A 24,648-nucleotide genomic window follows, 5' to 3' on the forward strand; every position below is an offset into this window, starting at 1 on the left:
GCTCCTCACACGTCGAGATCGGGCACGTCGACCCGCACTCTGAGTGTATTGCGGGGGCCGGGCGGGCGACCCTTCGCCCGCCGTGCGGCCAGGGCGTCCGAGACGACCGCGGCGCGCAGGCTCTGGGTCACGCGTGCTCCCACAGCGTAGTCGAATCGCAGGACGGCCCGGATCCCGGTGTCGGTGGCCACCGGCCCCAGCACATCGCCGTCCGAGAGTTCGGGGACATCGTGGCGAAGGGCCCCAACGGCGGTGTCCACCGCCGCTCGGGCGCCCTCGACGACGGCGACCCGCACGGTCGGCGGCATCCTCAGCTCCGCGCGATCGGCCAGCTCCGCGCGCGCGTAGGCGGCGTGCGTCCAGGTGGCCAGCGCGCGGGCGACGGGGCCGGCCACCCCCACCAGGTGCACGGGAGCCCCCCGGGCGGCCAGGGCGGCGGCTGCCGACCACCATCGCAGGCACGACTCTCCGATCCGGAGGTCCTCGGCCATCAGCATCCGTTCGCCGTCCAGCAGGATGACCGCGCGATACCCGCCTGCCGCCAGGGGCTCGGCGCCGCGGGTGGCGATGACCAGCGCCGGCCGCTCGTCGACGTGCGAGACCGGATGATCGCCGTCGGCGACGATCACCCGGATGCCGGGGAATGCGCGGCCGAGCTCGTCCGCGGTCCGCTCGCTGCCGGCGGAGGCCATGCGCACGCGCGTGGATCGGCAGTGGGGGCACGCCCACCCGGTCGCGGTTCGGCCGCACCACGAGCACTCCGGGGCCGCGCCCGGCCGGGCCGCGCGCAGCTGGCCGGCGCAGTGCGCGCAGCGTGACGGGCGGCGGCACTCCGCGCACACCAGGACCGGCGCGTATCCCGGCCGCGCGACCTGGAACAGCACCGGTCCGGTCGCGAGGGCCTCCCGGGCCGCGGCGTAGGCGCTCGAGGGCACACGCTGGCCCCGCGTCTCGCCCTCGCGCGTGGCGCTCAGCACGACCCGCGGCGTCACGCGGCGCGCCGCGGGGATGTCCTCCACCCACCCGAGGAGGACCAGCCGTTCGACATCGGTGGTGCGGGAGTGTCCCGCCAGCAGCAGGGCACTCCCCTCCATCCCCTGCCGCACCAGCGCCGCATCCCTGGCGTGGACGCCGGGGCTGAGCGGCTCGTCGAGAAGCGGGTCGCCGTCGTCCCAGACGACCACCAGCCCGCAGTCGTGAGCGGGCGCGTAGACCGCCGAGCGGTTGCCGAGCACGATGCAGGGGGCCGCGGCCAGCGTGCGCAGATACGCCGCGTAGCGGGCCGGGGACGGCTGGCCGGCATCGTCGCGCACGAGCGCGTCGGCGGGCACCTGCGGGGCGAGAGCGGCCTCCACCTGGAGGAGATCGCGGTGGTCGGGCACGGCGATGATCGCGCTCCGTCCTCGCGCGAGGGTGTCGACGGCGGCCGCTGCGACCAGCAGCGCCCACGCGCCCACGTCCGCTCCCCCGGGGGCCTTCGCCGGGACGGGTGGAGCGTCGACGGCGATGCGACGGCCGGACGCGAGCGCGTCGGCGAGCCCGGGGAAGGCCGACAGCTCGCCGCCCGCCCAGGCGCGGGCCTCGGGCCCCACCTCGGGCAGGTCGGGCGCCGGGGCGGCGAGGAAGGCCTTCTCGGCTCGCACCATGCGCTTGGGGATGGCCAGCCGCAGGATGTCGCTGGCCGAGCCGGCTGCCCGGTCGGCGACCCGGCGGGCGAGCTCGTAGAGGCTCGGGGGCAGGACGACGACGTCGGACACCACAGCATCGAGATCCGACAGCGGCCGATCCCCCGGGTCGTCGTCGACGAGGTCGACGATCCAGCCTTCGACGACCCGCCCGGCCGTGCGCAGCGGCACCTTGACCCTGACCCCCGCACGTGCCGCGTCGGTGAGTTCGGCCGGCACCGCGTAATCGAAGAGACGGTCGAGCTGCGGCAGTGGGGAGTCGATCAGGACGCGCGCGACGCGTCGTGCCGACACGTCAGAGCCCGGCGGCCGCGCGGAGGTCGTCGACGCGGTCGGTGCGCTCCCAGGTGAAGTCGGCCAGGTCGCGGCCGAAGTGGCCGTAGGCGGCGGTCTGCGCGTAGATCGGGCGCAGCAGGTCGAGGTCGTCGATGATCGCCCGCGGACGCAGATCGAACACGTCGAGGATCGCGCGGGTGATCTTCTCGTCCGGCACCCTGCCGGTGCCGAAGGTCTCGACGTACAGTCCGACCGGACGGGCGCGCCCGATCGCATACGCCACCTGCACCTCGAGTCGGTCGGCGAGACCGGCGGCGACGGCGTTCTTGGCGACCCAGCGCATCGCATAGGCGGCTGACCGGTCGACCTTCGAGGGATCCTTGCCGCTGAAGGCGCCTCCCCCGTGACGGGCGGCTCCCCCGTACGTGTCGATGATGATCTTCCGGCCGGTCAGCCCGGCGTCGCCCTTGGGCCCGCCGATCACGAAGGGACCGGCGGGATTGATGATGGGGTCGACGTGGCCGACGTCCAGTCCGGTCTCGGCCAGCACCGGGTCGATCACCTCTGCCTGGACCGCCGCTCGGAGCGCCGCGATGGAGATGTCGGGATGATGCTGGGTGGACAGCACGACGGTCTCGACCGTGCGCGGCACGACGCCGTCGTAGCCGACGGTGACCTGCGTCTTGCCGTCGGGGCGGAGGAACGGCAGCGCGCCGGACCGGCGCGCGCCGGCCAGGCGCTCGGCGATGCGATGAGCGGTCCAGATCGCGACGGGCATCAGCTGGGGGGTCTCGTTCGTGGCGTAGCCGAACATGATCCCCTGGTCGCCGGCACCCAGGGCGTCGAGTGGATCCGCGGACCCCTGCTCCCGGTGCTCGATGGCGGTGTCCACGCCGGTGGCGATGTCGCTGGACTGCTCGCCGATCGACACGCTCACGCCGCACGAGTCGCCGTCGAAGCCGGTCTCGCTGGAGGTGTAGCCGATGCGGTTGACGACATCCCGGACGATGCCCGCGATGTCGACGTAGCCGTCGGTGCGCACTTCGCCGGCCACGTGCACGAGTCCCGTCGTCACCAGCGTCTCGACGGCGACGCGGCTGTCACGGTCGACGTGCAGCAGTGCGTCGAGGATGCTGTCGGAGATCTGGTCGCAGATCTTGTCGGGGTGTCCTTCGGTGACGGACTCGGACGTGAAGAGGCGAAGTGCGGACATCGAGGCTCCCGGGTCGTGGCGGGGGTTGGAGATCGGTACGAGTATGCCGCGAACGTGCGACACCGCCGGACCCGGCGCCCTGCGGCGTCACGGCTCCGACGGTGTCGGCGGGATCACTCGGCGCTGCGCAGGCGCAGCTTGTCCTCGTGGATCTCGTGCATGGCGATCGTGAGGGGCTTGTCCTCGACGGTGGAGTCCACGAGCGGACCCACGTTATCGAAGAGGTTTCCCTCGTGGAGGTCGGAGTAGTAGTCGTTGATCTGACGGGCGCGCTTGGCGGCGTAGATCACCAGCTGGTACTTCGAGTCGACCTTCTCGAGAAGGCTGTCGATGGGGGGCTCGATGATGCCCTGGTTCGTTCCGGCCATGGCGAAACCTCCTGGTTCGGGCTCCGTGGACGAGGTCCGGGAGCCGGTGGAAATCGGCGGCGTGTCAGGCGCGCGACAGGGGACGCGCGGGCGCCTGGGCCAATTCTACGACCTCTCGGGCCGCGTCGGCGACGTCGGCGTTGACCACGCGGTAGTCGAACTCGCTCTGGGCGGCCAGTTCCCCCTTGGCGGTGCGGAGTCTGCGGGCCCGTTCCTCGGGCCCCTCGGTGCCGCGACCGACCAGACGATGGACCAGCTCGTCCCAGCTCGGCGGCAGGAGGAACACCAGCGTCGCGGACGGCTCGGCCTCGCGGACCTGACGCGCCCCCTGCAGGTCGATCTCGAGCAGCGCGGTGCGGCCGTCCGCCAGCGCGCGCTCGATGGGCCCGCGCGGCGTGCCGTAGCGGTGCGCGTTGTGCACGGTCGCCCACTCGAGCAGCTCACCCTCCGCGATGAGACGGTCGAACTCGGCGTCGTCGACGAAGTAGTAGTGCTCCCCATCGACTTCACCGGGGCGCGGCGCGCGGGTCGTCGCCGACACCGACAGATGGATGTCGGGGTGGTGCGCTTTGATGTGCGCCGCGACGGTGCCCTTTCCGACGGCCGTGGGGCCCGCCAGCACGACCAGGCGACTGCGGCTGCCGCGGGGCTGGAGCTCGGGCCACCGTTCGTCGAGGAAACGCTGCAGGTCGGCGCGCTGACGTGAGCCGAGCCCGCCGAGCCGCTTGACGGGCGAGATCTGCAGCTCCTGCAGGATGCGGTCGCGCTTGCCCTCGCCGATCGCCGGGATGCTGGTGAGGAACTCCGTCACGCGCATCGCCCCCGCGGGGGCGTCGGGCTCGGCGAGAGCACGGCGCAGCAGTTCCTGCGGGGTGATCACCCGCATGGAGACGTCCTTCTTCAACGACGCCCGTGCGCGTCGCGCGGCTACCGCGCGACGCGACGCGGCGGCACGGTCGACATCGGGCGGGGTGCGGGCGTCAGCCATCGTGATGCTCCCGGTAGAGGGCGGCGCGCTCGTCGATGCGAGCGGTGAGGGCGGTCGGGCCGGCCGAGAGGATGCTGCGGCTCTCGGACGCGACGACATTGCCGGCCAGGGCGCCGAACAGCGAGTGCAGCTCGTGGGGCTCCGCACCCTGAGCGCCGAATCCCGGGGCCAGCAGCGGCGTCGCGCGCAGCACCTCGTCGGTGAGTCCGAACTCTTCGCGGTCGACGGTGGCGCCGACGACGAGCCCGACGGGGCCCAGTCCTCCGTCGAAGGCGGCCGAGCCGTTGACCCACGACACGTCGCGCGCCACCCGCTGGGCGACGGTCTGCCCCTCGGTGGAGGCCACGTCGATCGGGTGGGCGCTCTGCAGGGCGGCGGCTTCGGGGTTGCTCGTCGCGGCGAGGACGAAGACGCCTTTGCCGTGTCGGACCGCGAAGGTGAGGGTCTCCCGCAGGGAGTCCGCACCGAGGTAGGGGCTCACGGTGAGCGCGTCCGACTCGAGGGGCGACCCCGGCTCCAGCCATGCGGCGGCGTAGGCGGCCATCGTGCTGCCGATGTCACCGCGCTTGGCGTCCGAGATCGTCAGGAGCCCGGCGTCGCGTGCGGCGGCGAGCGTGGCCTCGAGGGCGGCGTAGCCTTCGGATCCGAATCGTTCGAAGAACGCCACCTGGGGCTTCACGACGCCGACCCGCCCCGCCGCGGCGTCGACGGTCCGCAGTGCGAACTCCCGCACACCGTCCGCCGACACCGCCAGCCCCCACTGCTCCAGCAGGTGCGGGTGCGGGTCGATGCCGACGCAGAGCGGGCCGTGCCGGTCGAGCGCGCTGCGCAGCCGCGCGGCGAATCCCGTCACAGCCGGCCTGCTCGCTCGACGGCGTACTCCTGCAGGCTCTTGACGTCGAAGCCCTCGCGCAGCACGGGAAGAGCGCTCACCGCGGCGCCGAGCACGGCCATGGTCGTGAACAGCGCCTTGTCGCCCGCTACCGCCGCCGCGCGGATCTCGTAGCCGTCCGCACGCGCGAGCCCGCCGCTCGGGGTGTTCACGACGATGTCGATCTCGCCGGCGTTGATGAGGTCGACGATGTTCTGCTCCCCCGTCTGCTGCGTCTCGGAGTACTTGCCCACCACACGCACACGGATGCCGTTTCGGGCCAGGATCTCGGCGGTGCCCTCGGTGGCCACGAGGTCGTAGCCCAGCTCCTGCAGCCGGTGCGCCGGAAGGATGACAGCCCGCTTGTCGCTGTCGGCCACCGAGATGAAGACGGTGCCCTCCAGCGGCATCCCGCCGTAAGCCGCCTCCTGCGACTTCGCGAACGCCGTCGGGAAGTCGCGGTCGATGCCCATGACCTCGCCGGTCGAGCGCATCTCCGGCCCGAGGACCGAGTCGACCGTCTGACCGTCGGCGGTGCGGAACCGCTTGAACGGCAGCACCGCCTCCTTGACGGCGACGGGCGCGTCCAGCGGCACGCGCGAGCCGTCCTGCAGCGGCAGCATCCCCTCGTCCTTCAGCTCGGCGATGGTGGACCCCGCCATGATGCGGCTGGCGGCCTTGGCGAGCGGAATGCCGAGCGCCTTCGAGACGAAGGGCACGGTGCGGCTGGCACGAGGGTTGGCCTCGATGACGTAGAGCACGCCGGCGCTGATGGCGAACTGCACGTTGAGCAGCCCCCTGACCCCCACCCCGCGCGCGATGGCGAGGGTCGCGTCGCGGACGCGGTCGATGTCGGTGCGCCCGAGACTCACCGGCGGCAGCGTGCAGCTGGAGTCGCCGGAGTGGATGCCGGCCTCCTCGAGGTGCTCCATGACACCGCCGATGTACAGGTCGTCGCCGTCGAACAGCGCGTCCACGTCGATCTCGATGGCGTCGTCGAGGAAGCGGTCGACCAGCAGCGGCAGCCCAGGGCCGATGATGGCCTGATCGGCGATGCGCACGAAGTAGTCCCGCAGGCTCGCGGTGTCGTAGACGATCTCCATGCCGCGGCCGCCGAGCACGAAGCTCGGGCGGACGAGCACCGGGTAGCCGATGTCCTCGGCCACCGCGACCGCGCCGTCGACGTCGATCGCCGTGCCGTGGCGCGGGGCGACGAGACCGGCGGCGTCGAGGATGCCGCTGAACAGGCCCCGCTCCTCGGCGAGGTCGATCGCGGCCGGGCTCGTGCCCAGGATCCGGTAGCCGGCCTCTTCGATGCCCTTGGCCAGGCCCAGCGGCGTCTGGCCGCCCAGCTGGCAGATGACGCCGAGGATGCGGCCGGAGCGGGACTCCGCGTGGAGGACCTCCAGCACGTCCTCGAGGGTCAGCGGCTCGAAGTACAGCCGGTCCGAGGTGTCGTAGTCGGTCGACACGGTCTCGGGGTTGCAGTTGACCATGACGGTCTCGAATCCCGCGTCCGCGAGGGCGAACGAGGCGTGCACGCACGAGTAGTCGAACTCCACGCCCTGCCCGATGCGGTTCGGGCCCGAGCCGATGATGACGATCTTGGTGCGCTCGGACGGCGTGACCTCGGTCTCGGCGTCGTAGCTGGAGTAGTGGTACGGCGTGAGTGCCGGGAACTCGCCCGCGCAGGTGTCCACGGTCTTGTAGACCGGCCGCAGCCCCAGACCGTGGCGGATGCCGCGCACCTCCGCTTCGGCGAGACCGCGCAGCTGCGCGATCTGAACATCGCTGAACCCGTGATCCTTGGCGACCCGCAGCGTGTCGGCATCGAGGTCGTCGGCGTCGCGGATGTAGGCCGCGACCTCGTTGATGAGGACGATCTGGTCGAGGAACCACGGGTCGATCGCGGTGGCGTCGAAGAGCTGCTCCGCCGTGGCACCGAGGCGCAGCGCCTGCTGCACCGCGATGATGCGCCCGTCGGTCGGCGTCTCGGCGATCTCGAGCAGCTCCTCCATCGTCAGCGACTGGTCGCCCCAGTGGAAGCTGGAGCCGCGCTTCTCGAGGGACCGCAGCGCCTTCTGCAGCGCCGTGGCGAAGTTGCGGCCGATGGCCATGGCCTCGCCGACGGACTTCATGGTGGTCGTCAGCGTCGTGTCCGCGGCGGGGAACTTCTCGAAGTTGAAGCGCGGGACCTTCACCACGACGTAGTCGAGGGTGGGCTCGAAGCTCGCGGGGGTGACCTTGGTGATGTCGTTGGGGATCTCGTCGAGACGGTAGCCGATGGCGAGCTTGGCGGCGATCTTGGCGATCGGGAATCCGGTCGCCTTGGAGGCCAGCGCCGACGAGCGCGAGACGCGGGGGTTCATCTCGATGACGATGACGCGTCCGGTCGCGGGGTCGACCGCGAACTGGATGTTGCAGCCGCCGGTGTCGACGCCGACGGCGCGGATGATGTCGATGCCGATGTCGCGGAGCTTCTGGTACTCGCGGTCGGTGAGGGTGAGCGCAGGGGCGACCGTGATCGAGTCGCCCGTGTGGACGCCGACGGGATCGACGTTCTCGATCGAGCAGACCACGACGGTGTTGTCGGCGGTGTCGCGCATGAGCTCGAGCTCGTACTCCTTCCATCCGAGGATGGACTCCTCGAGGAGCACCTCGGTGGTGGGCGAGTCGCGGAGTCCTGCTCCCGCGATGCGGCGGAGGTCGCGCTCGTCGTACGCGAATCCCGAGCCGAGCCCGCCCATGGTGAAGGACGGGCGCACCACGAGCGGGTATCCCAGCTCGTCGGCGGCGGCGAGGACCTCGTCCATGGTGTGGGCGATGCGGCTGGCCGCCACGTCGGCTCCGGCATCCAGCACGAGCTGCTTGAAGATCTGGCGGTCCTCGCCCTTGTTGATCGCCTCGAAGCTCGCGCCGATCAGCTCGACGTCGTACTTCTCGAGGATGCCGTGGTTGTGCAGGTCGATCGCGGCGTTCAGCGCCGTCTGTCCGCCGAGGGTGGGAAGGATCGCGTCGGGCTTCTCCTTGGCGATGATCGTCTCGATCACCTGCCAGGTGATCGGCTCGATGTAGGTCGCGTCGGCGAAGTCGGGGTCGGTCATGATCGTCGCCGGGTTGGAGTTGACCAGGATGACGCGCACGCCCTCTTCGCGCAGCACGCGGCAGGCCTGCGTGCCCGAGTAGTCGAACTCGCACGCCTGGCCGATCACGATCGGGCCGGAACCGATGACCAGGACACTGGTGATGTCGTCGCGCTTGGGCATCAGTTCTCGTCCTCCTGGACGTCGGCGACCGTGCCGCGGACGAGGTCAGCGAACCGGTCGAAGAGGTAGTTGGCATCGTGCGGTCCCGCCGCGGCCTCGGGGTGGTACTGCACCGAGAAGGCGGGGATGTCGAGGGCGCGCAGGCCCTCGACGACGTTGTCGTTGAGTCCGACGTGGCTCACCTCGACGCGGCCGTAGCCGTGCGGGCTGTCGAACGAGCCCTCGAGCGGTGCGTCGACGGCGAAGCCGTGGTTGTGCGCGGTGATCTCCACGCGGCCCGTGGAACGGTCGAGCACCGGCTGGTTGATGCCGCGGTGGCCGAAGGGCAGCTTGTAGGTTCCCAGCCCGAGCGCCCGGCCCAGGAGCTGGTTGCCGAAGCAGATGCCGAAGAAGGGCAGGCGCTGATCGAGCACCGCGCGCAGCACCTCGACGTGGGCGTCCGAGGCCGCGGGGTCGCCCGGGCCGTTGGAGTAGAACACGGCGACCGGGTCGATCGCGAGGATGTCTTCGATCGTGGACGTCTGGGGCAGCACGTGCACGTCGAACCCGCGCGCGGCGAGGTTGTCGACGGTGGCCTGCTTCACGCCGAGGTCGAGCACGGCGAGGTTGCCGATCCGCTCCCCCGTCGCCGGGGTGACCTCTGCGGCGGTCACCGAGACCTGGCCCGAGAGGTTTTGGCCCGCCATGGCCGGGGCCTCGCGGACCAGTCGCAGCTGCTCGTCGGCGTCGATCCCCGCTGCCGCACCGGAGAAGATGCCGCCGCGCATGCTGCCCGCCGCGCGGATGTGACGTGTGACGGCCCGCGTGTCGATGCCGGAGATCCCGACGATCCCGTCCGTGTCGAGGGCCTCGTCGAGGGAGTTCTCCGAGCGCCAGTTCGACACCACGCGGGAGGGGTCCCGGACGATGTAGCCGGCCACCCAGATGCGCCGGGATTCGACGTCTTCGGAGTTCATCCCGGTGTTGCCGATGTGCGGTGCCGTCTGCAGCACGATCTGGCCGGCGTAGGAGGGATCCGTGAGGGTCTCCTGGTAGCCGGTCATGCCGGTGGCGAACACCACCTCGCCGAGGGTCGTCCCGACCGCACCGTAGGCGCGGCCGCGGTGGCGGGTTCCGTCCTCCAGAACGAGGACGGCGGGGTCGGACTGGAACAGTGAGGTCATGATTCGGTTCCCGTCGGGGTGGGGAGGATGCCGCGAACGGCGTCCGCGAGAGCGCGGGCCGAGGCATCCTGCGGTCGGAGGTACGAGTCGACGACGGTGTCGTCGTCGATGCGCCACGAAAGTCGCACGAGGCCGTCGCGCTCGACGACACGGTCGATGGCGACGGTGGCCTGAGCGACGTCGGTGATCATCGGCGTGGCCAGGAGCACGCGGGGCTGGCCGGTGAGGTCGAGCGCCACGCCGGCCGACGCGATCGTCACGTCGGCCCGCGACCGGAAGCCGAGGCCTCGGATCGCCAGCCGCTCCAGGGGCTGGCCATGGCGCGTCGTGGCGACGTAGAGGGCGCGGAAGACCGTCGTGGGGCCGCCGTCCGCGGGCAGGTCGCCGTGCGGGGCGCTCAGCCCCGCGTCGCGCCGGGTGCGCCGCCGCCAGGCCCATGCGAGCCCGGCCAGTGCGACGAGCGTGACCGCGACGATGACCAGCAGCGCTCCCTCACGGGTCATGTCCGCACCCCCGGCAGATCGAGCACACGGCCGTCCGCCACCGTCGGGGTGCCGCGGTGAAGCGTCCAGCGCACGTCGCCGGGGAGCTCGCGCCCGAGATACGGGGAGTTGCGGCTGCGTCCGTGCAGGTCGTCCACCGAGAACGCGCGGACCGGTGCGGGATCGTAGAAGGTCAGCGACGCGGGCTGTCCCGAGGTCAGCGGCGTACCGTGACCCGACAGCCTCCCGATCCGGGCGGGCTCGCGAGACATCACGCGGGCGATGTCCCCCCACGTCATCAGGCCGGTGTCGACCATCGTGGCGTGGACCACCCGCAGTGCGCTCTCGAGACCTACCATGCCGTTGGCGGCCGCCTGCCACTCGCAGGCCTTCGCCTCGGCGGGGTGCGGGGCGTGATCGGTCGCGACGATGTCGATCGTCCCGTCCGCAAGGCCCTCGCGCACCGCCAGGACGTCCTCGTGGCGCCGCAGCGGCGGATTGACCTTGAAGCGCGCGTCGTAGCCGCGGGCCGACTCGTCGGTGAGCAGCAGGTGATGGGGTGTCACCTCGGCCGTCACGTCGATGCCCCGCTTCTTGGCCCATCGGATGATGTCCACCGATCCGGCGGTGGAGAGGTGGCAGACGTGAAGTCGGGAGCCGACGTGCTCCGCGAGCAGCACATCGCGGGCGATGATGGACTCCTCGGCGACGGCCGGCCATCCGGCCAGTCCGAGCTCGGCCGAGACGGAGCCTTCGTTGAGCTGCGCTCCTTCGGTCAGGCGGGGATCCTGCGCGTGCTGGGCGATGACACCGTCGAAGGCCTTCACGTACTCCAGGGCGCGGCGCATGATCAGCGGGTCCCACACGCAGAAGCCGTCGTCGCTGAACACGCGCACCCGCGCCCGGGAGTCGGCCATCGCGCCGAGCTCCGCCAGGCGTTCGCCCTTCTGCCCGACGGTGACGGCGCCGATCGGCTGAACGGTGACGAATCCTGCGGCCTCGCCGAGGGCGAGCTCCTGCTCGACGACGCCGGCGGTGTCGGCGACCGGCGAGGTGTTGGGCATGGCGAACACGGCGGTGTACCCGCCGGCGGCTGCGGCACGGGAGCCGGTGAGCACCGTCTCGGATGCCTCGTACCCGGGCTCGCGCAGGTGGGTGTGCAGGTCGACCAGGCCCGGGAGTGCGATCAGACCGTGCGCGTCCACGACGGTGGCGCCCGCACGCTGGAGGCCGCTGCCGACACCGGCGATGCGGCCGTCTTCGACGAGGATGTCGGCGGCGCCGGATCCCTCCAGCATCGCTCCTCGGAACAGAAGGACCTCGGTCATCGTGCGTCCTCCTTCTCGTCGCGCGCGTCGTTTCCCGCCAGCAGCAGATAGAGCACCGCCATCCGCACCGAGACGCCGTTCGTCACCTGATCGAGCACGGTCGAGCGGGGAGAATCGGCGGCGTCGGCGGAGATCTCCAGGCCGCGGTTCATCGGCCCGGGGTGCATCACAATGCTACCCGGGCCGAGCGCGGCCAACCGACCGGAATCCAGACCCCAGCGGCGCGAATACTCCCGTTCAGTGGGGAAATATGCGGCGTTCATGCGTTCGGCCTGGATGCGCAGCATCATGAGCACGTCGAGACCGCCGGCGATGGCCTCGTCGAGGTCGTACCGGACCCGGACCGGCCAGGCGGAGACGTCCTGCGGGACGAGGGTGGGCGGGGCCACGAGCGTGACGTCCGCGCCGAGGGCGTCGAGCAGCCACACGTTCGAGCGCGCCACCCGGGAGTGCAGCACGTCTCCCACGATCGTGACCCGGACCCCGGCGAGGTCGCGTCCGCGACTGTCCTCGCCGTGCCGGCGCTTGCGCATGGTGAAGGCGTCCAGCAGCGCCTGCGTCGGATGCTCGTGCGTGCCGTCGCCCGCGTTGACGACTCCGGCGCTGATCCAGCCGCTCGTGGCGAGGGTGCGAGGCGCGCCCGAAGCCCCGTGCCGGATGACGACCGCATCGGCACCGAGTGCCTGCAGGGTCTGAGCGGTGTCCTGCAGCGACTCCCCCTTCGACACGCTCGAGCCTTTGGCCGAGAAGTTGATGACGTCCGCCGACAGTCGCTTGGCCGCCGCCTCGAACGAGATGCGGGTGCGGGTGGAGTCCTCGAAGAACAGGTTGACGACGGTCTTCCCTCGGAGCGTCGGCAGCTTCTTGACCTCGCGCTGCTGCGTGTCGGCCATGTCTTCGGCGACGTCGAGGATGCGGAGCGCTTCGTCGCGGGAAAGGGTGCGGGTGTCGAGCAGATGCCTCATGAGCCGATCGTCACCTCCTCGATGCCGTCCACGTCGCTCAGGCGGACGTTGACGCGTTCGTCACGCGCGCTCGGCAGGTTCTTGCCCACGAAGTCGGGGCGGATGGGGAGCTCGCGGTGTCCGCGGTCGACGAGGATGCCCAGCCGCACCGCCGCCGGGCGCCCGATGTCCTGCAGCGCGTCCAGAGCGGCGCGGATGCTCCGGCCCGAGAACAGCACGTCGTCGACGAGGACGACCGTCCGGCCGTCGATGCCGCCGGCAGGGATCTGCGTGGGCTGAGGCGCGCGCGTCGGATGCCGGTGGAGATCATCGCGGTACATCGTGACGTCGAGCGCGCCGACCGGCGGACGCGTGCCGCTGAACTGCCCGATGAGGTCGGCGATGCGCTCGGCGAGAGTGACACCGCGCGTGGGGATGCCGAGGAGGACGAGGCCGTCGGGACCTTTGTTGGACTCGAGGATCTCGTGCGAGATCCGAGTGAGGGCCCGGGTGATGTCGGCCTGGTGCAGCACGGTGCGCGTGCTCATCCGCCGCTCCCTTCTCCGCCTCACGGGACGGGGTTAAAGGTTGCTGTGGTGCGGGTACAGGATACCCGATGCGCCGGTGGTCTCAGGCGGCGGTGGAGTCCGCCTCCTCCCGCTCGGCGTCGTCCGCAGGGTGGGAGCGGATCGGGTGGCCCTGCGTGGTGAGGCACCGGCCGCTGGCGAGGTCCCACTTCCAGTCGTGCAGACTGCAGGTGAGCACGCCGTCCTCGATCTTCGCCGTCTTCGTCAGGTCGGCTCGCAGGTGCGGACACCGGCGCTGCACGATCCAGTCGCCCAGCTGCGCGTCCTCGGTCTGGTCCGACTGCTCGGCGTACCAGTTCTCGACGTACTCGATGCGGTCGCGCGAGAGGCACTTGAGGAAGGTGGTCAGGAACTCGTTGAACTTGCCGCTGCGGCCGACCTCGAACTGCATCGACAGGAAGATCGAGTTGGACCAGTCGATCTCGCGGTCGGCGATGTTCGTCGAGACCAGGTCTGCGGGGATGGTGTACCAGTAGATGCAGTCGTCTCCTGCGTACTCGCGCACCTTCGCCTTGGGGAAGTCCACGACCATGTCCAGTTCGCCGATGCGGAAGCGGACGATGCCGCCGACGCCGTTGCGGATCGTGCGCGCGCGCCGCAGGAGCGGTTCCCACCATTCCTTGATGGCCGCGAGCATCTCCTCCGGGGGGAGCACGGGGGCGCGGGAGGCCTCTTCGGCGCGGATCTCGGCCTGACGCGAGTCGCGCTGCTCGGCGAGGTAGGCCCACTTGTCGTCGAAGATCCGGTCGATCTCCGCCTGCGAGTAGAGCGTCTGCGTGACCGTGAGCCGACCGCCGTCGAGTTCGACGACGGTGCCGGGCACGAACTCGTAGCCCTTCTGCTGGGGCCGCACCTCGGCCATGTGGGCCAGGAACTGACGCTGATCGGTGAAGATCGAGTCGTCCTCCAGTCCGTAGCCGTTGTAGCGGAAGAGCTCCTCGCGCAGGAACATCGGCGGCCCGGCCATCGGGAAGACGTGCTCGGCGTCGACCTTCTCGATGTAGTACAGGGCGCGCTTGTTCTGGGCGTCGCGCTTGAGCTTGGCGAAGTTCCGCTTCGCGTCGGCGGGCAGGTCGTAGACCATCGGCCACCAGATCGCACCGGACACCTGCGTGAAGTACGCCTCGGGCTTCGAGAAGGCGAGGAGCTTGTCGAGGTCCAGCGGGTGCGAGTCGTTCTGATTGAGGATGCTGGCCGTGCCGTCGTCCACGCTCAGGGACGAGTCGCCGATGGGACCGTCGCTCGGCGCGCGCAGCGGCGTGACCATGACCTTCAGCGGTCCGAACTCCAGCGGCACCCCCGCCTGGGTGTACACGATGTTGTCGTAGCCGAGCTCGCGGAGATCGCGCTCGAGGTCGTCCGTCGGGTAGTCCGGGAGGAGCACGGTGATGTCCTTCGGCACGTGACGCCGCATGAGCGCCGGGTCGAAGTGATCGCGATGCCGGTGCGAGATGTACAGGAAGTCGGCCTTGCCGAAGCGCTCCCAGTCCAGACCCCGGTTGTCGGGGAACGGGAACCACGAGCCGAAGAAGGTGGGTCCGATGACGGGGTCGCACAGGATGCTGCCGCCGGCCGTCTCGATGAACATCCCGGCGTGGCCGAGGCCCGTGATCCGCATGATCCTCCTCCAGAGTGTGAACCGCCCACGAGTCTACGGGTCGGTCGAGCCGCTCCCCCGATCCGCGCCGTCCACGGCGCTCAGGCGTCGAAGAGTCCGCGGATGTCGTCCGCGGTGAGGGCGCGTGCGAACGGCTCGCCGGCATCCATCACCGCATGGAAGAGCCGCGCCTTCCGCTCCTGGAGCGCGACGACCTTCTCTTCGATGGTGCCCGTCGCGATCAGCCGGTACACGAAGACCGGCCGGGTCTGCCCGATGCGGTGCGTGCGGTCGACCGCCTGCGACTCGGCGGCCGGGTTCCACCACGGGTCCAGCAGGAAGACGTAGTCCGCTTCGGTCAGGGTGAGCCCGAAGCCGCCCGCCTTCAAGCTCACCAGGAACACCGGCTCGTCTCCGTCGCGGAACCGGGCGACGACCTCCTCGCGCCGGCGGGTGCCGCCGTCCAGGCGCACGTGCGCGATGCCCTCCGCGTCCAGGCGCTCCTCGACCAGGTCCAGGAAGGAGGTGAACTGGCTGAAGACGAGCGCCCGATGCCCCTCGGCCGCGACGTCGGACAGCTGATCGACCAGCGCGTCGAGCTTCGCCGACCGGATCCCCGCGCGCTCGGGATCCACGAGACCCGGTGCGAGGCTCAGGAGCCGCAGGAGCGTGATGGAGCGGAACACGATGAACCGATTCCGATCGAGATCGGCCAGCAGCCCGAGGATCTTCTGCCGTTCGCGTTGTAGCACGGTGTCGTACAGCGCGCGATGCGCGGCCCCGAGTTCGACGTGCAGCAGCTGCTCCTGCTTGGCGGGCAGCTCCACGGCGACGTCTTCCTTCCTGCGACGGAGCACGAAGGGCCGGATGCGGCGGCGCAGCCGTGAAAGGCGGGCCGTTCGGAACGCGCCCCCCTCCTGGTTCTCGGGCACCTTCCCCTTCTCGATGGGCCCGATGTAGTCGCGCCGGAACCTCGCCGCCGACGGGAAGAGCCCCGGAGCGGTGAGCGCGAGGATCGCCCACAGCTCCGACAGGGTGTTCTCGAGCGGCGTGCCGGTGAGCGCGTACACCGCGTCCGCGCGCAGTCCCGCGGCAGCGCGGTGCGCCCGCGTGGCGGGGTTCTTCACGAACTGGGCCTCGTCGAGGATCAGCATCGCCCAGTCGACGTCCTGGAAGGCGCGCTCGTCCAGCCTGAGCACGGCGTAGGAGGTGACCACCACGTCGGACCGGTCGGCGCCGACGTCCTCGAGCGCCCCCGTGGTGTCCGCCACGGTCACCCGCAGACCAGGGGCGAATCGCGCCGCTTCTTCGCGCCAGACGCCGAGGACGCTCGTGGGAGCGACGACGAGGAACGGGCGCGCTTCGCCCGCCGCCCGCGCGTGCAGGAACAGCGTGAGGACCTGGAGGGTCTTCCCCAGCCCCATGTCGTCGGCGAGGATGCCGCCGAGTCGGTTCGCCCACAGGAAGGCCAGCCACGAGAACCCGTCCCGCTGATACGGGCGCAGGCTGGCGGCGAGACCGACCGGCACGGGCGCGTCGGGAACGGTCCGCACGCCGCGAAGGGCCTCGGCCGCGGCGCGCCACGACACCGCCGGCTCGGACTGGTCGGCGAGGTCTTCGAAATCCGCCCACAGCGACTGCTGGTACCGGCTGATGCGCGGGCCTGTCTCCCACTCGGCGAGTTCGGCGGCCTCGTCGATGAGCTCTCGCAGCCGGTCGAGGGCGGGGTGCCGCAGCGAGAAGTGCGCGCCGTCGGCGAGCATCATGCGACTGCGGCGGAGCGTCAACGCGGAGAACAGCGGGGTGAAGGGGATGCGCCGACCGTCGATGGTGACGATGATGCCGAGGTCGAACCAGTCCGGGTCGGTCGTCTCGACGGTCGATACGACGATCTCCGGACGTCCGGTGAGCTCGCGGAAGCGGCCGGGCGTGCCGTGGACATCGACACGGACGCCCTCGAGCGCCTCCAGGGCGGGCAGGACGTGCGCGACCAGATCGGCCGCGTCGAGCCCCTGCGCGGTGTGGGAACCGGCGAAGTCGTCGTCTCCGGCGCGCGGCCAGACGGCGGCGACGGCGGCGAGGACCGCCTCTTCCGCCTCGGGGTCCCGGTGACTCGCTCCGTCGGCCCCGAACGGCGCGTCGGGCGTTCCCGGGTACGCCCACGTCGACCACAGGTCCACCCGGTTGTCCTCACCCGTGGTGGCGCGGACGCGGAGCACCGGCCGCGGCGGCGCGGGGATCCGCACCCGCGGGTCGGCATGGACGCGCTCGCGACGGGCGAGAGCGTGGAAGTGCTGCTCGAGGAACTCCCCGCGTTCGGATGCCGGAACCGCCGCCACGGGCGTCGCAGCGGCGAGGAGATCCCGTGCCGCGCGTCCGATGGTCGCCGGGGCCAGCCCGATCGTCAGGCCCCCGCGGGCGAACTGGTACGCATACAGCCCGGTGGCGCCGATGGGACGCGGGGTGCCGCGCTCGACGCGCTCGCCCCCGACGCTCACGCGCGGTGACAGTTCTAGACCGCCGTCATCCGCCGGAAGGACGGCGAGCTCGACGGCGGCCTCGGCATGCAGCTCCACCGTGCTCCCCGGCCGGACGCCCACGAGCGGGATGCCGAGGCGGTCCGCCTCGGCCAGGTGCGGCCACAGGAGCCGCGACTCCACCGTGTCGAGCACCAGCCAGTCGGCGAGATCGGAGTACGTCGTGAGGGTGCGCACCTCGCGGGCGATCCCGTGGAGTTCAGCGAACCAGCGCGCCTGTGCGGCGGCGAAGCGGTCGCCGGGGCGGCGCAGCACATCCCACGTCACCTCGCCCTTCACCCACGCCCCGGTGCTCGGGCTGGGCATGAGCGGACGGACGGCGAGGACCACGTCCTCGGGTCGCGCGGCGGCCGCGCGGGGGGTCGCCGCCGTCAGCGTCTTCGGCGCCCAGGGCGAGCGTCCGCGTGCGGACCGCTGCTGGAGGTCGAGCCCGAGGGCGAGGGGAATCCCGCGCGGCGGATCCGATGCCGCCGTCAGCGCGCGCCAGAGGGATCCGACGGCAGGATCGGGATCGCGGGAGGACATCACGTCATCCTGCCGTGGACCGCCGACGTGCTGCTCAGGAGGCGCGGGCGATGCGCGCGAGGACGCCGTGGATGAACGCGCCGGACTCGTCTGTCGAGAATTCCTTGGCCAGCTCCACCGCTTCGTCGATCGCCACCCCTGTGGGGACCTCGTCGTTGTACAGGATCTCCCACGCGCCGATGCGCAGCAGGGCGCGATCCACGGCCGGCATGCGCGCGAGGGTCCAGTCCTTCGAGAACGTCGTGATCTGCTCGTCGATCTCGTCGCGGTTGTCGCTGATCCCGTCGACGATCTCGCGCGCGTAAAGCCATGACGCCTCGCGCGCGGGCTCACCGGCTGCACGTCGGGCCTCGGCGGCGATGATGGTCGTCAGCTCTTCACCGCGCACGTCGCTCTGGAAGAGGATGTCGAGGGCGCGCTTGCGCGCTTTCGTGCGTGCGCTCATCGATCAGTTGACGCGGCCGAGGTAGTCACCCGTGCGGGTGTCGACCTTGACCTTCGTGCCGGTCTCGAGGAACAGCGGCACCTGGATCTCGTAGCCGGTCTCGACGGTCGCCGCCTTGGTGCCCGCCGACGAGCGGTCGCCCTGGAGACCCGGCTCGGTGTACGTGATCTCGAGCACGACCGAAGCCGGCAGATCGATGTAGAGGGGGTTGCCGTTGTTGAGCGCGATGGTGACCTGCTGGTTCTCGAGCAGGAAGTTGGCCGCATCGCCGACGGTGGCAGCGGGCACGTTGATCTGGTCGTAGTCGGCGGTGTCCATGAAGACGAAGCTCTCGCCGTCGTTGTAGAGGTAGGTGAAGTCGCGGCGGTCGACGTTCTCGATCTCGATCTTCGCGCCCGCGTTGTACGTGCGGTCGACCACCTTGCCGCTGACCACGTTCTTCAGCTTCGTGCGGACGAAGGCACCGCCCTTGCCCGGCTTGACGTGCTGGAACTCGACCACGCTCCAGAGCTGCCCGTCGATGTTCAGGACGACGCCGTTCTTGATGTCTGCGGTGGATGCCATGTCGCGTGGGATTCCTTCGTAATGGGTTCTGGCTCGCGCGCGCGCACGGCCGACGGTCGATTCTACGGGATGTGCCCGGTGCGGCCCGGAATCAGCCCTCCGCCTGGCCGGTGACGACGTCCAGCAGCAGACGCGTGGCGGTGGCGTAGCCGGCGACGCCCTCGCCGATCACGTGCACGACGGCCACATCGGCCACGTACGAGTGATGACGGAACTCCTCGCGTCGGTACACATCCGAGATGTGCACTTCGGCCACCGGCAGGGCCACCCCCGCGAGGGCGTCGCGGAGCACCACGGAGGTGTGGGTCAGGCCGCCGGGATTGATCACGATCCCGGCGCAGTCCTCCCGCGCGGCGTGGATGGCGTCGATGAGGACGCCCTCGTGATTGCTCTGGACGGCGCGCACATCGAAACCGCGGAGGGCGGCGGTCCGCGCCACCAGCTGCTCGACGTCCCGCAGCGTGTCGGCGCCGTAGATCTCGGGCTCGCGGGTGCCGAGGAGGTTCAGGTTCGGCCCGTTGACCAGCAGCAGGCGGCGACGGCTCTCGTCGTCGCGGATCGGGTGGCCGCTCACGACCCGACCTCCTGGTAGGCGGCGAACAGCAGCGATTCGTCGGGAGCCTGCAGCACCGTGGGCTTGGCGATGTCGTCCAGCACGATGAAGCGCAGCATGCCGCCGCGGCTCTTCTTGTCCCGCTGCATGGTGGCCAGCAGCTGGGGCCACGCGCCCGGACGATACGAGGTCGGAAGTCCGAGCGACGTCAGGATGTCGCGGTGACGCTGCGCCGCGGCATCCGGCAGCCGGCCTGCAAGGCGCGACAGCTCGGCGGCGAACACCATGCCCACCGAGACCGCCGCGCCGTGCCGCCAGCGGTACCGCTCGGCGTGCTCGATCGCGTGCCCGAGGGTGTGCCCGTAGTTGAGGATCTCGCGAAGGCCGGCCTCGCGGAGGTCCTCGCTCACCACGCGCGCCTTCATCTCGATGGCCAGCTCGATCGTGCGCCGGAACGCGTCGGATGCCGGATCGGTGGCTGCGGCGGGGTCGGCCTCCACGAGGTCGAGGATCTCGGGAGCCCAGATGAACCCCGCTTTGACGACCTCGGCATACCCCGCGACCCGCTCGTTGTCCGAAAGGGAGTCGAGGAGGTCGAGATCGCACAGCACGGCGTGGGGAGGCCAGAACGCGCCGACCAGGTTCTTGCCTTCGGCCGTGTTGACCCCGGTCTTGCCCCCGACGGCGGCGTCGACCATGGCGAGCACGGTCGTGGGCACCTGGACCACGGCGACGCCTCGCAGCCATGTCGCGGCGACGAAGCCGGCGAGGTCGGTGACTGCTCCGCCCCCGAATCCGACCACGACGTCCGTGCGGGTGAAGTCGGCTTTGCCCATGACCTGCCAGCAGAACGCGGCGACCTCGATGCGCTTGCCCGCCTCGGCGTCGGGGATCTCGGCGAGCAGGACTTCGCGGTCGCCCACCAGGCGTGCTCGCAGCGCCTCGGCCTGCGCGGCGAGTGTCGGCGGGTGCACGATGAGCACCTTGCGCGCGGACGGCGGAAGCGCCTCGGCGAGGCCCGCCAGAAGGCCTCGGCCCACCGTGATCGCGTACGAGGCATCGCCCGACACCGTGATCGTCGTCGTCCCGCTCATCGTTCTCCCTCGTCGTCGTGCTGCGCCCACGCCAGGATGTCATCGACCACGCCCTGCAGGGGGCCCCGCGACGTGTCGAACGCGACGTGGGCGAGCTGCTCGTACAGCGGCCGACGTGCGGCGTAGATCTCCGCCCACCGCGCGAGCGGGTCCTCGTCCTGCAGGAGCGGTCTTGCGCTCTGCCGGATGCGGCCCGCGACGACAGCGGGTTCCACCGTCAGCAGCACCACGCGGTGCGCGGTCAGCGCGCGCCGCGTGGCCTCGTCCAGGACCGCCCCGCCGCCGAGCGACACGACGCCGCCCCGTTCGAGCGCCTCGCCCACCGCGTCCCGCTCCAGGGCGCGGAAGTGCGCCTCCCCCCGGGTCGTGAAGATGTCGGCGATCGGCCCGTGCTCCCGCACGATGCTCGCATCGGTGTCGGTGAACGGAACCCCGAGCCCTTTCGCGACGCGTCGGCCGATGCTCGTCTTGCCCGCCCCCATCGGACCGATCAGGACGATCGCGCGCTCCGCCGGCGTCATGCTCCGAGGGCGTCGTCGCTGGCCGCGGTGCTGCGGAGCGTGTCGGGGATGGCTTCGAGATATCCCTGCAGATTCCGACGGGTCTCGGCCACGCTGTCGCCGCCGAACTTCTCGAGCACCGCCTCGGCCAGCACCACCGCGGTCATAGCCTCGGCGACGACACCCGCGGCGGGCACCGCGCACACGTCCGATCGCTGGTGATGCGCAGCGGCGGTGTCGCCGGTGGCCACATCGACGGTGCGCAGCGCGTGCGGCACGGTGGCGATGGGCTTCATCCCCGCGCGCACACGCAGGACGGTGCCGGTCGACATCCCGCCCTCGGTGCCACCGGCGCGGTCGCTCGCGCGGGAGATGCCGGCGTCGGTGGCGAAGAGCTCGTCGTGGGCCTGGGATCCACGGCGCGTGGTGGTGAGGAACCCGTCGCCCACCTCGACGCCCTTGATGGCCTGGATGCTCATGAGCGCCTGGGCGAGCCGGCCGTCCAGTCTGCGATCCCAGTGCACATGCGACCCGAGGCCCGGAGGCAGTCCGTACGCGAGGACCTCGACGACGCCGCCCAGCGTGTCACCGTCCTTCTTCGCCGCATCCACCTCGGCGACCATCGCCCCGGAGGTCGCCGCGTGGAAGCACCGCAGCGGATCGGCGTCGAGGGAGTCGACGTCGTCGGGAGAGGGCAGGGGGGCATCCTCGGGCACGCGGACGGGACCGATCGACAGGGTGTGGCTCACCAGCCGGATGCCGAGCTCGGACAGGAAGCTGCGTGCCAGAGCACCCAGCGCGACCCGCGCCGCGGTCTCGCGCGCGCTGGCGCGTTCGAGGATCGGACGCGACTCGTCGAAGCCGTATTTCTGCATGCCCACCAGGTCGGCGTGTCCGGGGCGCGGTCGCGTGAGCGCTGCGCCGCGACCGCGCGAGCGCTCGGTGAGTTCGACCGGCTCGGGATTCATCACCTCGACCCACTTGGGCCATTCGGTGTTGCCGATGCGCAGGGCGATGGGGCTGCCGAGCGTGAGCCCGTGGCGCACGCCGCCCGAGATGCTCAGCTCGTCCTCTTCGAACTTCATGCGCGAGCCGCGGCCGTAGCCGAGCTTGCGGCGCGCGAGATCGGCCTGGATGGCGGCACGGGAGACGGGCACGCCCGCGGGCAGGCCCTCCATGATGGCGACGAGTTCGGGGCCGTGCGATTCACCGGCAGTCAGCACGCGGAGCATTCGTCTAGTCTTCCACGAGCGCGGAGCGCATCGCGGCGACGACGTCCGGCTCGTCACGCAGCGGAACATCCGGATCCCCGGCAGTGAAGATGCGCACCTGCCGGACGGCCTGGTGCAGCAGCATCCCCCGTCCCGATGACGCCGGAGCCCCCACCTCGCCCCACGCCGCCGACAGCGTCGTCGGCCAGTGGCCGTAGACGACGTCGAGAAGACGCCCGCCGGTGCGCGCGAGGCCGCGCGCGACCCGCGGGGCGAGGGAGGCGTCACCGGGGAGCGTCGCGATCGTCAGCGGCGCGGAGGTGACGGGGTCGTCCTCGAAGGGCGCGGCGATGACCGCCACGCCGAGGACGCCGCCCAGCCGCGCGAGTTCCGTGACGGCCTCAGCCCGTCGTGCGACGACCTCGACCCGCTGCGCGCCGAGTTCGGCCAGCGCCACCAGCGCCGAGGTGGCCGTGGCGCCGGCGCCGATGATGCGGGCGGTCGGCGCCGCCTGGACGCCGTCATCGGCCAGGGCGGCGACGATGCCGCCGACGTCGGTGTTGAAGCCGGCCGGGCCGTCCGGGCCGAGCAGGAGCGTGTTCACCGCACCCGTCAGCTCCGCGCGACGGTCCCGCCGGACCGCGGCGCGGTGCGCCGCGGTCTTCAGCGGCATCGTCAGCGAGAGCCCGCGCCAGGTGCGGTCGAGGCCCGCCAGCTCACCGGCGAAGGATGCCTCGTCCACCCGCCGCCGCCCGTATGTCCAGTCCAGCCCGAGGACGCGGTAGGCCGCGGCGTGGAGCGCAGGCGATCGGCTGTGGTCGATCGGATCGCCCCAGACCTCCAGTCGCCGTGCGCCCTCGGTCAGCACCCCGAATCCGGGTTGTCGGCGCACCAGGCCTGCCATTGCGCGACCCCGCGATTGTGGTCGGCGAGATTCGAGGTGAACAGCGTCTCGCCGGTGTCGAGGTTCACCGTGACGAAGTACAGCCAGTCGCCGTCGGCCGGGTTCATCGCCGCGTCGATCGCGGTGTCGCCCGGGTTGGAGATCGGACCGATGGGGAGCCCGGGGTGCACGTAGGTGTTCCACGGGTTGTCGTCGTACTGCGCTTCGGCAGACGTGCTCGTGCTCCCCGCGTTCATCTCGCCGTAGCCGTACTGCGCCGTGGAGTCCATCTGGAGCATCCCGAAGGTCTCCTGATTGTCCGGGTCCATCCGGTTCTCGATGACCCGGGCGACCTTGTAGAAGTCCTCTTCGAAACGCGCCTCGCGCTGGATGATCGAAGCGATCGTCAGCACGCGCTGGCGATCGGCCTCGGGCACGCCGGCGTCGTCGAGCGAGCGGGCGGTGCGGTCCACCATGCGCTGGATCACGTCCGAGGGCGTGAGACCCGGATCGAAGGTGTACATCGCGGGGAACAGCCAGCCTTCGAGGCTGTCGGCGTCCACCCCGTAGGCGGCGGGGTCCGCCGCGGCGGCCTCGAACTCCTCCAGCGGCATGCCCAGGCCCTCGGCGAGGATGGGAAGGGTCTGGGCGACGGTGAGTCCCTCACGCACCAGTGCCGAGTTCTCCAGCTTGCGGCTGGGATCCTGCAGCGCCTCGAGCGCCGCGGCGGCGGTCATCCGCTGCTGCAGCTGGTAGACGCCCGGATAGAACGTCGGGTTCTCGCCGGTGTCGATCAGCATCTCGTAGAAGGCTTCGGGTGTCTTGGTGACGCCGGCGTCGTACAGGGAGCGCGAGATCGTGGACGGCACGTCTCCCGAGCTGATCGTCAGCAGGGCCTCCCCGCTGGCGAGGCCCTCCTCGTAGTCCTTGGGCTCCTCCCAGCCCATGACCTCACGGATCTGGTTCTCGTAGGTGTTCCAGACCCACAGGCCGCCGGCGGCGATGCCGCCGACCATCAGCAGGACGATGGCCAGCGCGATCCACGCGCCGATCCGGCGACGTCCCCGGTCGGGCTCGGGGGGCAGCGCGCCCAGTTCGTCGGTGCTGCTCTCGCCCGCGAACAGGTCCTCCAGCGTCGAGGGCCGTGTGGCGGTGGCCGTACCGCCGCCCGCGCTCGCCGCGCGTCCATACGCTGCGGACGTCGAGGGCGCGGTGTCGGCATCGGCGAACGGCCACGCCTCGTCGGACCGTTCGGCACCGGCGCGGGGTGCGGCGGGGCGAGCGGGTGGGGCGGGGCGTGGGGGTGCGGCGGGTCGCTCACTCGCGGAGCGAGGCGCGGACTCCGCGGAACCGCCGGGTGCGGCATCCTCTGCCGGCGACGATGTCCCGCGTGATGCCGCGTCCCGGGCGGCGGCTTCGCGCGCAGCCCGCCGCGACACCGGCGCCGCGCCGGTGGGCGTGTCGTGTGGCTCTTCAGGAGCGGCGCGGTGCCCGTTGCCGCTCACGCGGGGGTCGGGCAGCTTGCCGTAGAGATCCGCGAACGGATCGTCGAACGAGTCATGGGGCAT

General features: G+C 71.1%; 21 protein-coding genes. All 21 read right to left on the bottom strand.

The genetic code is table 11. From position 1 onward, the window contains the following. Nucleotides 1-5 precede the first annotated feature (5 nt). Nucleotides 6-1,979, bottom strand: coding sequence for a primosomal protein N' (locus tag Q9S36_RS14045; RefSeq protein ID WP_311285647.1), 1,974 nt, complete (start codon nucleotides 1,977-1,979; stop codon nucleotides 6-8). A gap of 1 nt (nucleotide 1,980) precedes the next feature. Next, on the bottom strand, nucleotides 1,981-3,174 hold the full coding sequence (gene metK, locus Q9S36_RS14050) for a methionine adenosyltransferase (protein WP_251449638.1): 1,194 nt from the start codon (nucleotides 3,172-3,174) through the stop codon (nucleotides 1,981-1,983). A gap of 113 nt (nucleotides 3,175-3,287) precedes the next feature. Further along, nucleotides 3,288-3,542: a DNA-directed RNA polymerase subunit omega gene (gene rpoZ / locus Q9S36_RS14055; protein WP_276179910.1), complete on the bottom strand. Its 255-nt coding sequence runs from the start codon at nucleotides 3,540-3,542 to the stop codon at nucleotides 3,288-3,290. A gap of 64 nt (nucleotides 3,543-3,606) precedes the next feature. Beyond that, nucleotides 3,607-4,530 carry a guanylate kinase gene (gene gmk / locus Q9S36_RS14060; protein WP_311285648.1) on the bottom strand — a complete coding sequence of 308 codons (924 nt, stop codon included), beginning with the start codon at nucleotides 4,528-4,530 and terminating at the stop codon, nucleotides 3,607-3,609. Further along, entirely contained in the window at nucleotides 4,523-5,383 is an 861-nt protein-coding gene (gene pyrF / locus Q9S36_RS14065; RefSeq protein WP_311285649.1) for an orotidine-5'-phosphate decarboxylase, read from the bottom strand. The genes gmk and pyrF overlap by 8 nt, the downstream gene beginning before the upstream one ends. Further along, complete coding sequence (gene carB, locus Q9S36_RS14070) at nucleotides 5,380-8,667, bottom strand: carbamoyl-phosphate synthase large subunit (protein WP_311285650.1); 3,288 nt, start codon at nucleotides 8,665-8,667, stop codon at nucleotides 5,380-5,382. The genes pyrF and carB overlap by 4 nt, the downstream gene beginning before the upstream one ends. Further along, the gene (gene carA, locus Q9S36_RS14075) at nucleotides 8,667-9,830 is read right to left on the bottom strand and encodes a glutamine-hydrolyzing carbamoyl-phosphate synthase small subunit (RefSeq protein WP_311285651.1); all 1,164 of its coding nucleotides are present in this window, start codon (nucleotides 9,828-9,830) and stop codon (nucleotides 8,667-8,669) included. The genes carB and carA overlap by 1 nt, the downstream gene beginning before the upstream one ends. Continuing rightward, complete coding sequence (locus Q9S36_RS14080) at nucleotides 9,827-10,333, bottom strand: hypothetical protein (protein ID WP_311285652.1); 507 nt, start codon at nucleotides 10,331-10,333, stop codon at nucleotides 9,827-9,829. Before Q9S36_RS14080 ends, carA begins: the two co-directional genes overlap by 4 nt. Next, nucleotides 10,330-11,640 carry a dihydroorotase gene (locus tag Q9S36_RS14085; RefSeq protein ID WP_311285653.1) on the bottom strand — a complete coding sequence of 437 codons (1,311 nt, stop codon included), beginning with the start codon at nucleotides 11,638-11,640 and terminating at the stop codon, nucleotides 10,330-10,332. The genes Q9S36_RS14080 and Q9S36_RS14085 overlap by 4 nt, the downstream gene beginning before the upstream one ends. Next, on the bottom strand, nucleotides 11,637-12,605 hold the full coding sequence (locus tag Q9S36_RS14090) for an aspartate carbamoyltransferase catalytic subunit (protein WP_311285654.1): 969 nt from the start codon (nucleotides 12,603-12,605) through the stop codon (nucleotides 11,637-11,639). The genes Q9S36_RS14085 and Q9S36_RS14090 overlap by 4 nt, the downstream gene beginning before the upstream one ends. Next, nucleotides 12,602-13,132: a bifunctional pyr operon transcriptional regulator/uracil phosphoribosyltransferase PyrR gene (gene pyrR, locus Q9S36_RS14095; protein WP_311285655.1), complete on the bottom strand. Its 531-nt coding sequence runs from the start codon at nucleotides 13,130-13,132 to the stop codon at nucleotides 12,602-12,604. The genes Q9S36_RS14090 and pyrR overlap by 4 nt, the downstream gene beginning before the upstream one ends. A gap of 82 nt (nucleotides 13,133-13,214) precedes the next feature. Continuing rightward, a complete protein-coding gene (locus Q9S36_RS14100) occupies nucleotides 13,215-14,789 on the bottom strand; it encodes a Rieske 2Fe-2S domain-containing protein (RefSeq protein WP_311285656.1) in 1,575 nt (524 codons plus the stop codon). 80 nt (nucleotides 14,790-14,869) lie between these two features. Further along, nucleotides 14,870-17,830: a DEAD/DEAH box helicase gene (locus Q9S36_RS14105; RefSeq protein WP_311285657.1), complete on the bottom strand. Its 2,961-nt coding sequence runs from the start codon at nucleotides 17,828-17,830 to the stop codon at nucleotides 14,870-14,872. Between the two features lie 34 nt (nucleotides 17,831-17,864). Next, the gene (gene nusB, locus Q9S36_RS14110) at nucleotides 17,865-18,275 is read right to left on the bottom strand and encodes a transcription antitermination factor NusB (RefSeq protein WP_251449649.1); all 411 of its coding nucleotides are present in this window, start codon (nucleotides 18,273-18,275) and stop codon (nucleotides 17,865-17,867) included. A 3-nt stretch (nucleotides 18,276-18,278) separates the two neighbouring features. Further along, complete coding sequence (gene efp / locus Q9S36_RS14115; RefSeq protein ID WP_251449650.1) at nucleotides 18,279-18,839, bottom strand: elongation factor P; 561 nt, start codon at nucleotides 18,837-18,839, stop codon at nucleotides 18,279-18,281. A 91-nt stretch (nucleotides 18,840-18,930) separates the two neighbouring features. Then, nucleotides 18,931-19,413: a type II 3-dehydroquinate dehydratase gene (aroQ, locus tag Q9S36_RS14120; RefSeq protein WP_311285658.1), complete on the bottom strand. Its 483-nt coding sequence runs from the start codon at nucleotides 19,411-19,413 to the stop codon at nucleotides 18,931-18,933. Beyond that, nucleotides 19,410-20,486 (bottom strand): 3-dehydroquinate synthase, encoded by a 1,077-nt coding sequence (aroB, locus tag Q9S36_RS14125; protein ID WP_311285659.1) that lies wholly within the window; start codon nucleotides 20,484-20,486, stop codon nucleotides 19,410-19,412. The genes aroQ and aroB overlap by 4 nt, the downstream gene beginning before the upstream one ends. Then, the gene (locus Q9S36_RS14130) at nucleotides 20,483-21,007 is read right to left on the bottom strand and encodes a shikimate kinase (RefSeq protein ID WP_311285660.1); all 525 of its coding nucleotides are present in this window, start codon (nucleotides 21,005-21,007) and stop codon (nucleotides 20,483-20,485) included. The genes aroB and Q9S36_RS14130 overlap by 4 nt, the downstream gene beginning before the upstream one ends. After that, a complete protein-coding gene (gene aroC / locus Q9S36_RS14135) occupies nucleotides 21,004-22,218 on the bottom strand; it encodes a chorismate synthase (protein WP_311285661.1) in 1,215 nt (404 codons plus the stop codon). The genes Q9S36_RS14130 and aroC overlap by 4 nt, the downstream gene beginning before the upstream one ends. 4 nt (nucleotides 22,219-22,222) lie before the next feature. Beyond that, entirely contained in the window at nucleotides 22,223-23,101 is an 879-nt protein-coding gene (locus tag Q9S36_RS14140) for a shikimate dehydrogenase (protein WP_311285662.1), read from the bottom strand. Next, nucleotides 23,059-24,648, bottom strand: coding sequence for an endolytic transglycosylase MltG (mltG, locus tag Q9S36_RS14145; RefSeq protein WP_311285663.1), 1,590 nt, complete (start codon nucleotides 24,646-24,648; stop codon nucleotides 23,059-23,061). Before mltG ends, Q9S36_RS14140 begins: the two co-directional genes overlap by 43 nt.

The organism is Microbacterium sp. ARD31 (assembly GCF_031844425.1).

Coding starts and splice junctions, on each gene's coding strand:
- aroB (WP_311285659.1), bottom strand. CDS start 20,486: ATGAGCGGGACGACGACGATCACGGTGTCGGGCGATGCCTCGTACGCG.
- nusB (WP_251449649.1), bottom strand. CDS start 18,275: ATGAGCGCACGCACGAAAGCGCGCAAGCGCGCCCTCGACATCCTCTTC.
- mltG (WP_311285663.1), bottom strand. CDS start 24,648: ATGCCCCATGACTCGTTCGACGATCCGTTCGCGGATCTCTACGGCAAG.
- Q9S36_RS14090 (WP_311285654.1), bottom strand. CDS start 12,605: ATGAGGCATCTGCTCGACACCCGCACCCTTTCCCGCGACGAAGCGCTC.
- efp (WP_251449650.1), bottom strand. CDS start 18,839: ATGGCATCCACCGCAGACATCAAGAACGGCGTCGTCCTGAACATCGAC.
- carA (WP_311285651.1), bottom strand. CDS start 9,830: ATGACCTCACTGTTCCAGTCCGACCCCGCCGTCCTCGTTCTGGAGGAC.
- rpoZ (WP_276179910.1), bottom strand. CDS start 3,542: ATGGCCGGAACGAACCAGGGCATCATCGAGCCCCCCATCGACAGCCTT.
- aroC (WP_311285661.1), bottom strand. CDS start 22,218: ATGCTCCGCGTGCTGACTGCCGGTGAATCGCACGGCCCCGAACTCGTC.
- Q9S36_RS14085 (WP_311285653.1), bottom strand. CDS start 11,640: ATGACCGAGGTCCTTCTGTTCCGAGGAGCGATGCTGGAGGGATCCGGC.
- Q9S36_RS14105 (WP_311285657.1), bottom strand. CDS start 17,830: ATGTCCTCCCGCGATCCCGATCCTGCCGTCGGATCCCTCTGGCGCGCG.
- gmk (WP_311285648.1), bottom strand. CDS start 4,530: ATGGCTGACGCCCGCACCCCGCCCGATGTCGACCGTGCCGCCGCGTCG.
- Q9S36_RS14130 (WP_311285660.1), bottom strand. CDS start 21,007: ATGACGCCGGCGGAGCGCGCGATCGTCCTGATCGGTCCGATGGGGGCG.
- carB (WP_311285650.1), bottom strand. CDS start 8,667: ATGCCCAAGCGCGACGACATCACCAGTGTCCTGGTCATCGGTTCCGGC.
- Q9S36_RS14080 (WP_311285652.1), bottom strand. CDS start 10,333: ATGACCCGTGAGGGAGCGCTGCTGGTCATCGTCGCGGTCACGCTCGTC.
- Q9S36_RS14100 (WP_311285656.1), bottom strand. CDS start 14,789: ATGCGGATCACGGGCCTCGGCCACGCCGGGATGTTCATCGAGACGGCC.
- metK (WP_251449638.1), bottom strand. CDS start 3,174: ATGTCCGCACTTCGCCTCTTCACGTCCGAGTCCGTCACCGAAGGACAC.
- Q9S36_RS14140 (WP_311285662.1), bottom strand. CDS start 23,101: ATGGCAGGCCTGGTGCGCCGACAACCCGGATTCGGGGTGCTGACCGAG.
- pyrR (WP_311285655.1), bottom strand. CDS start 13,132: ATGAGCACGCGCACCGTGCTGCACCAGGCCGACATCACCCGGGCCCTC.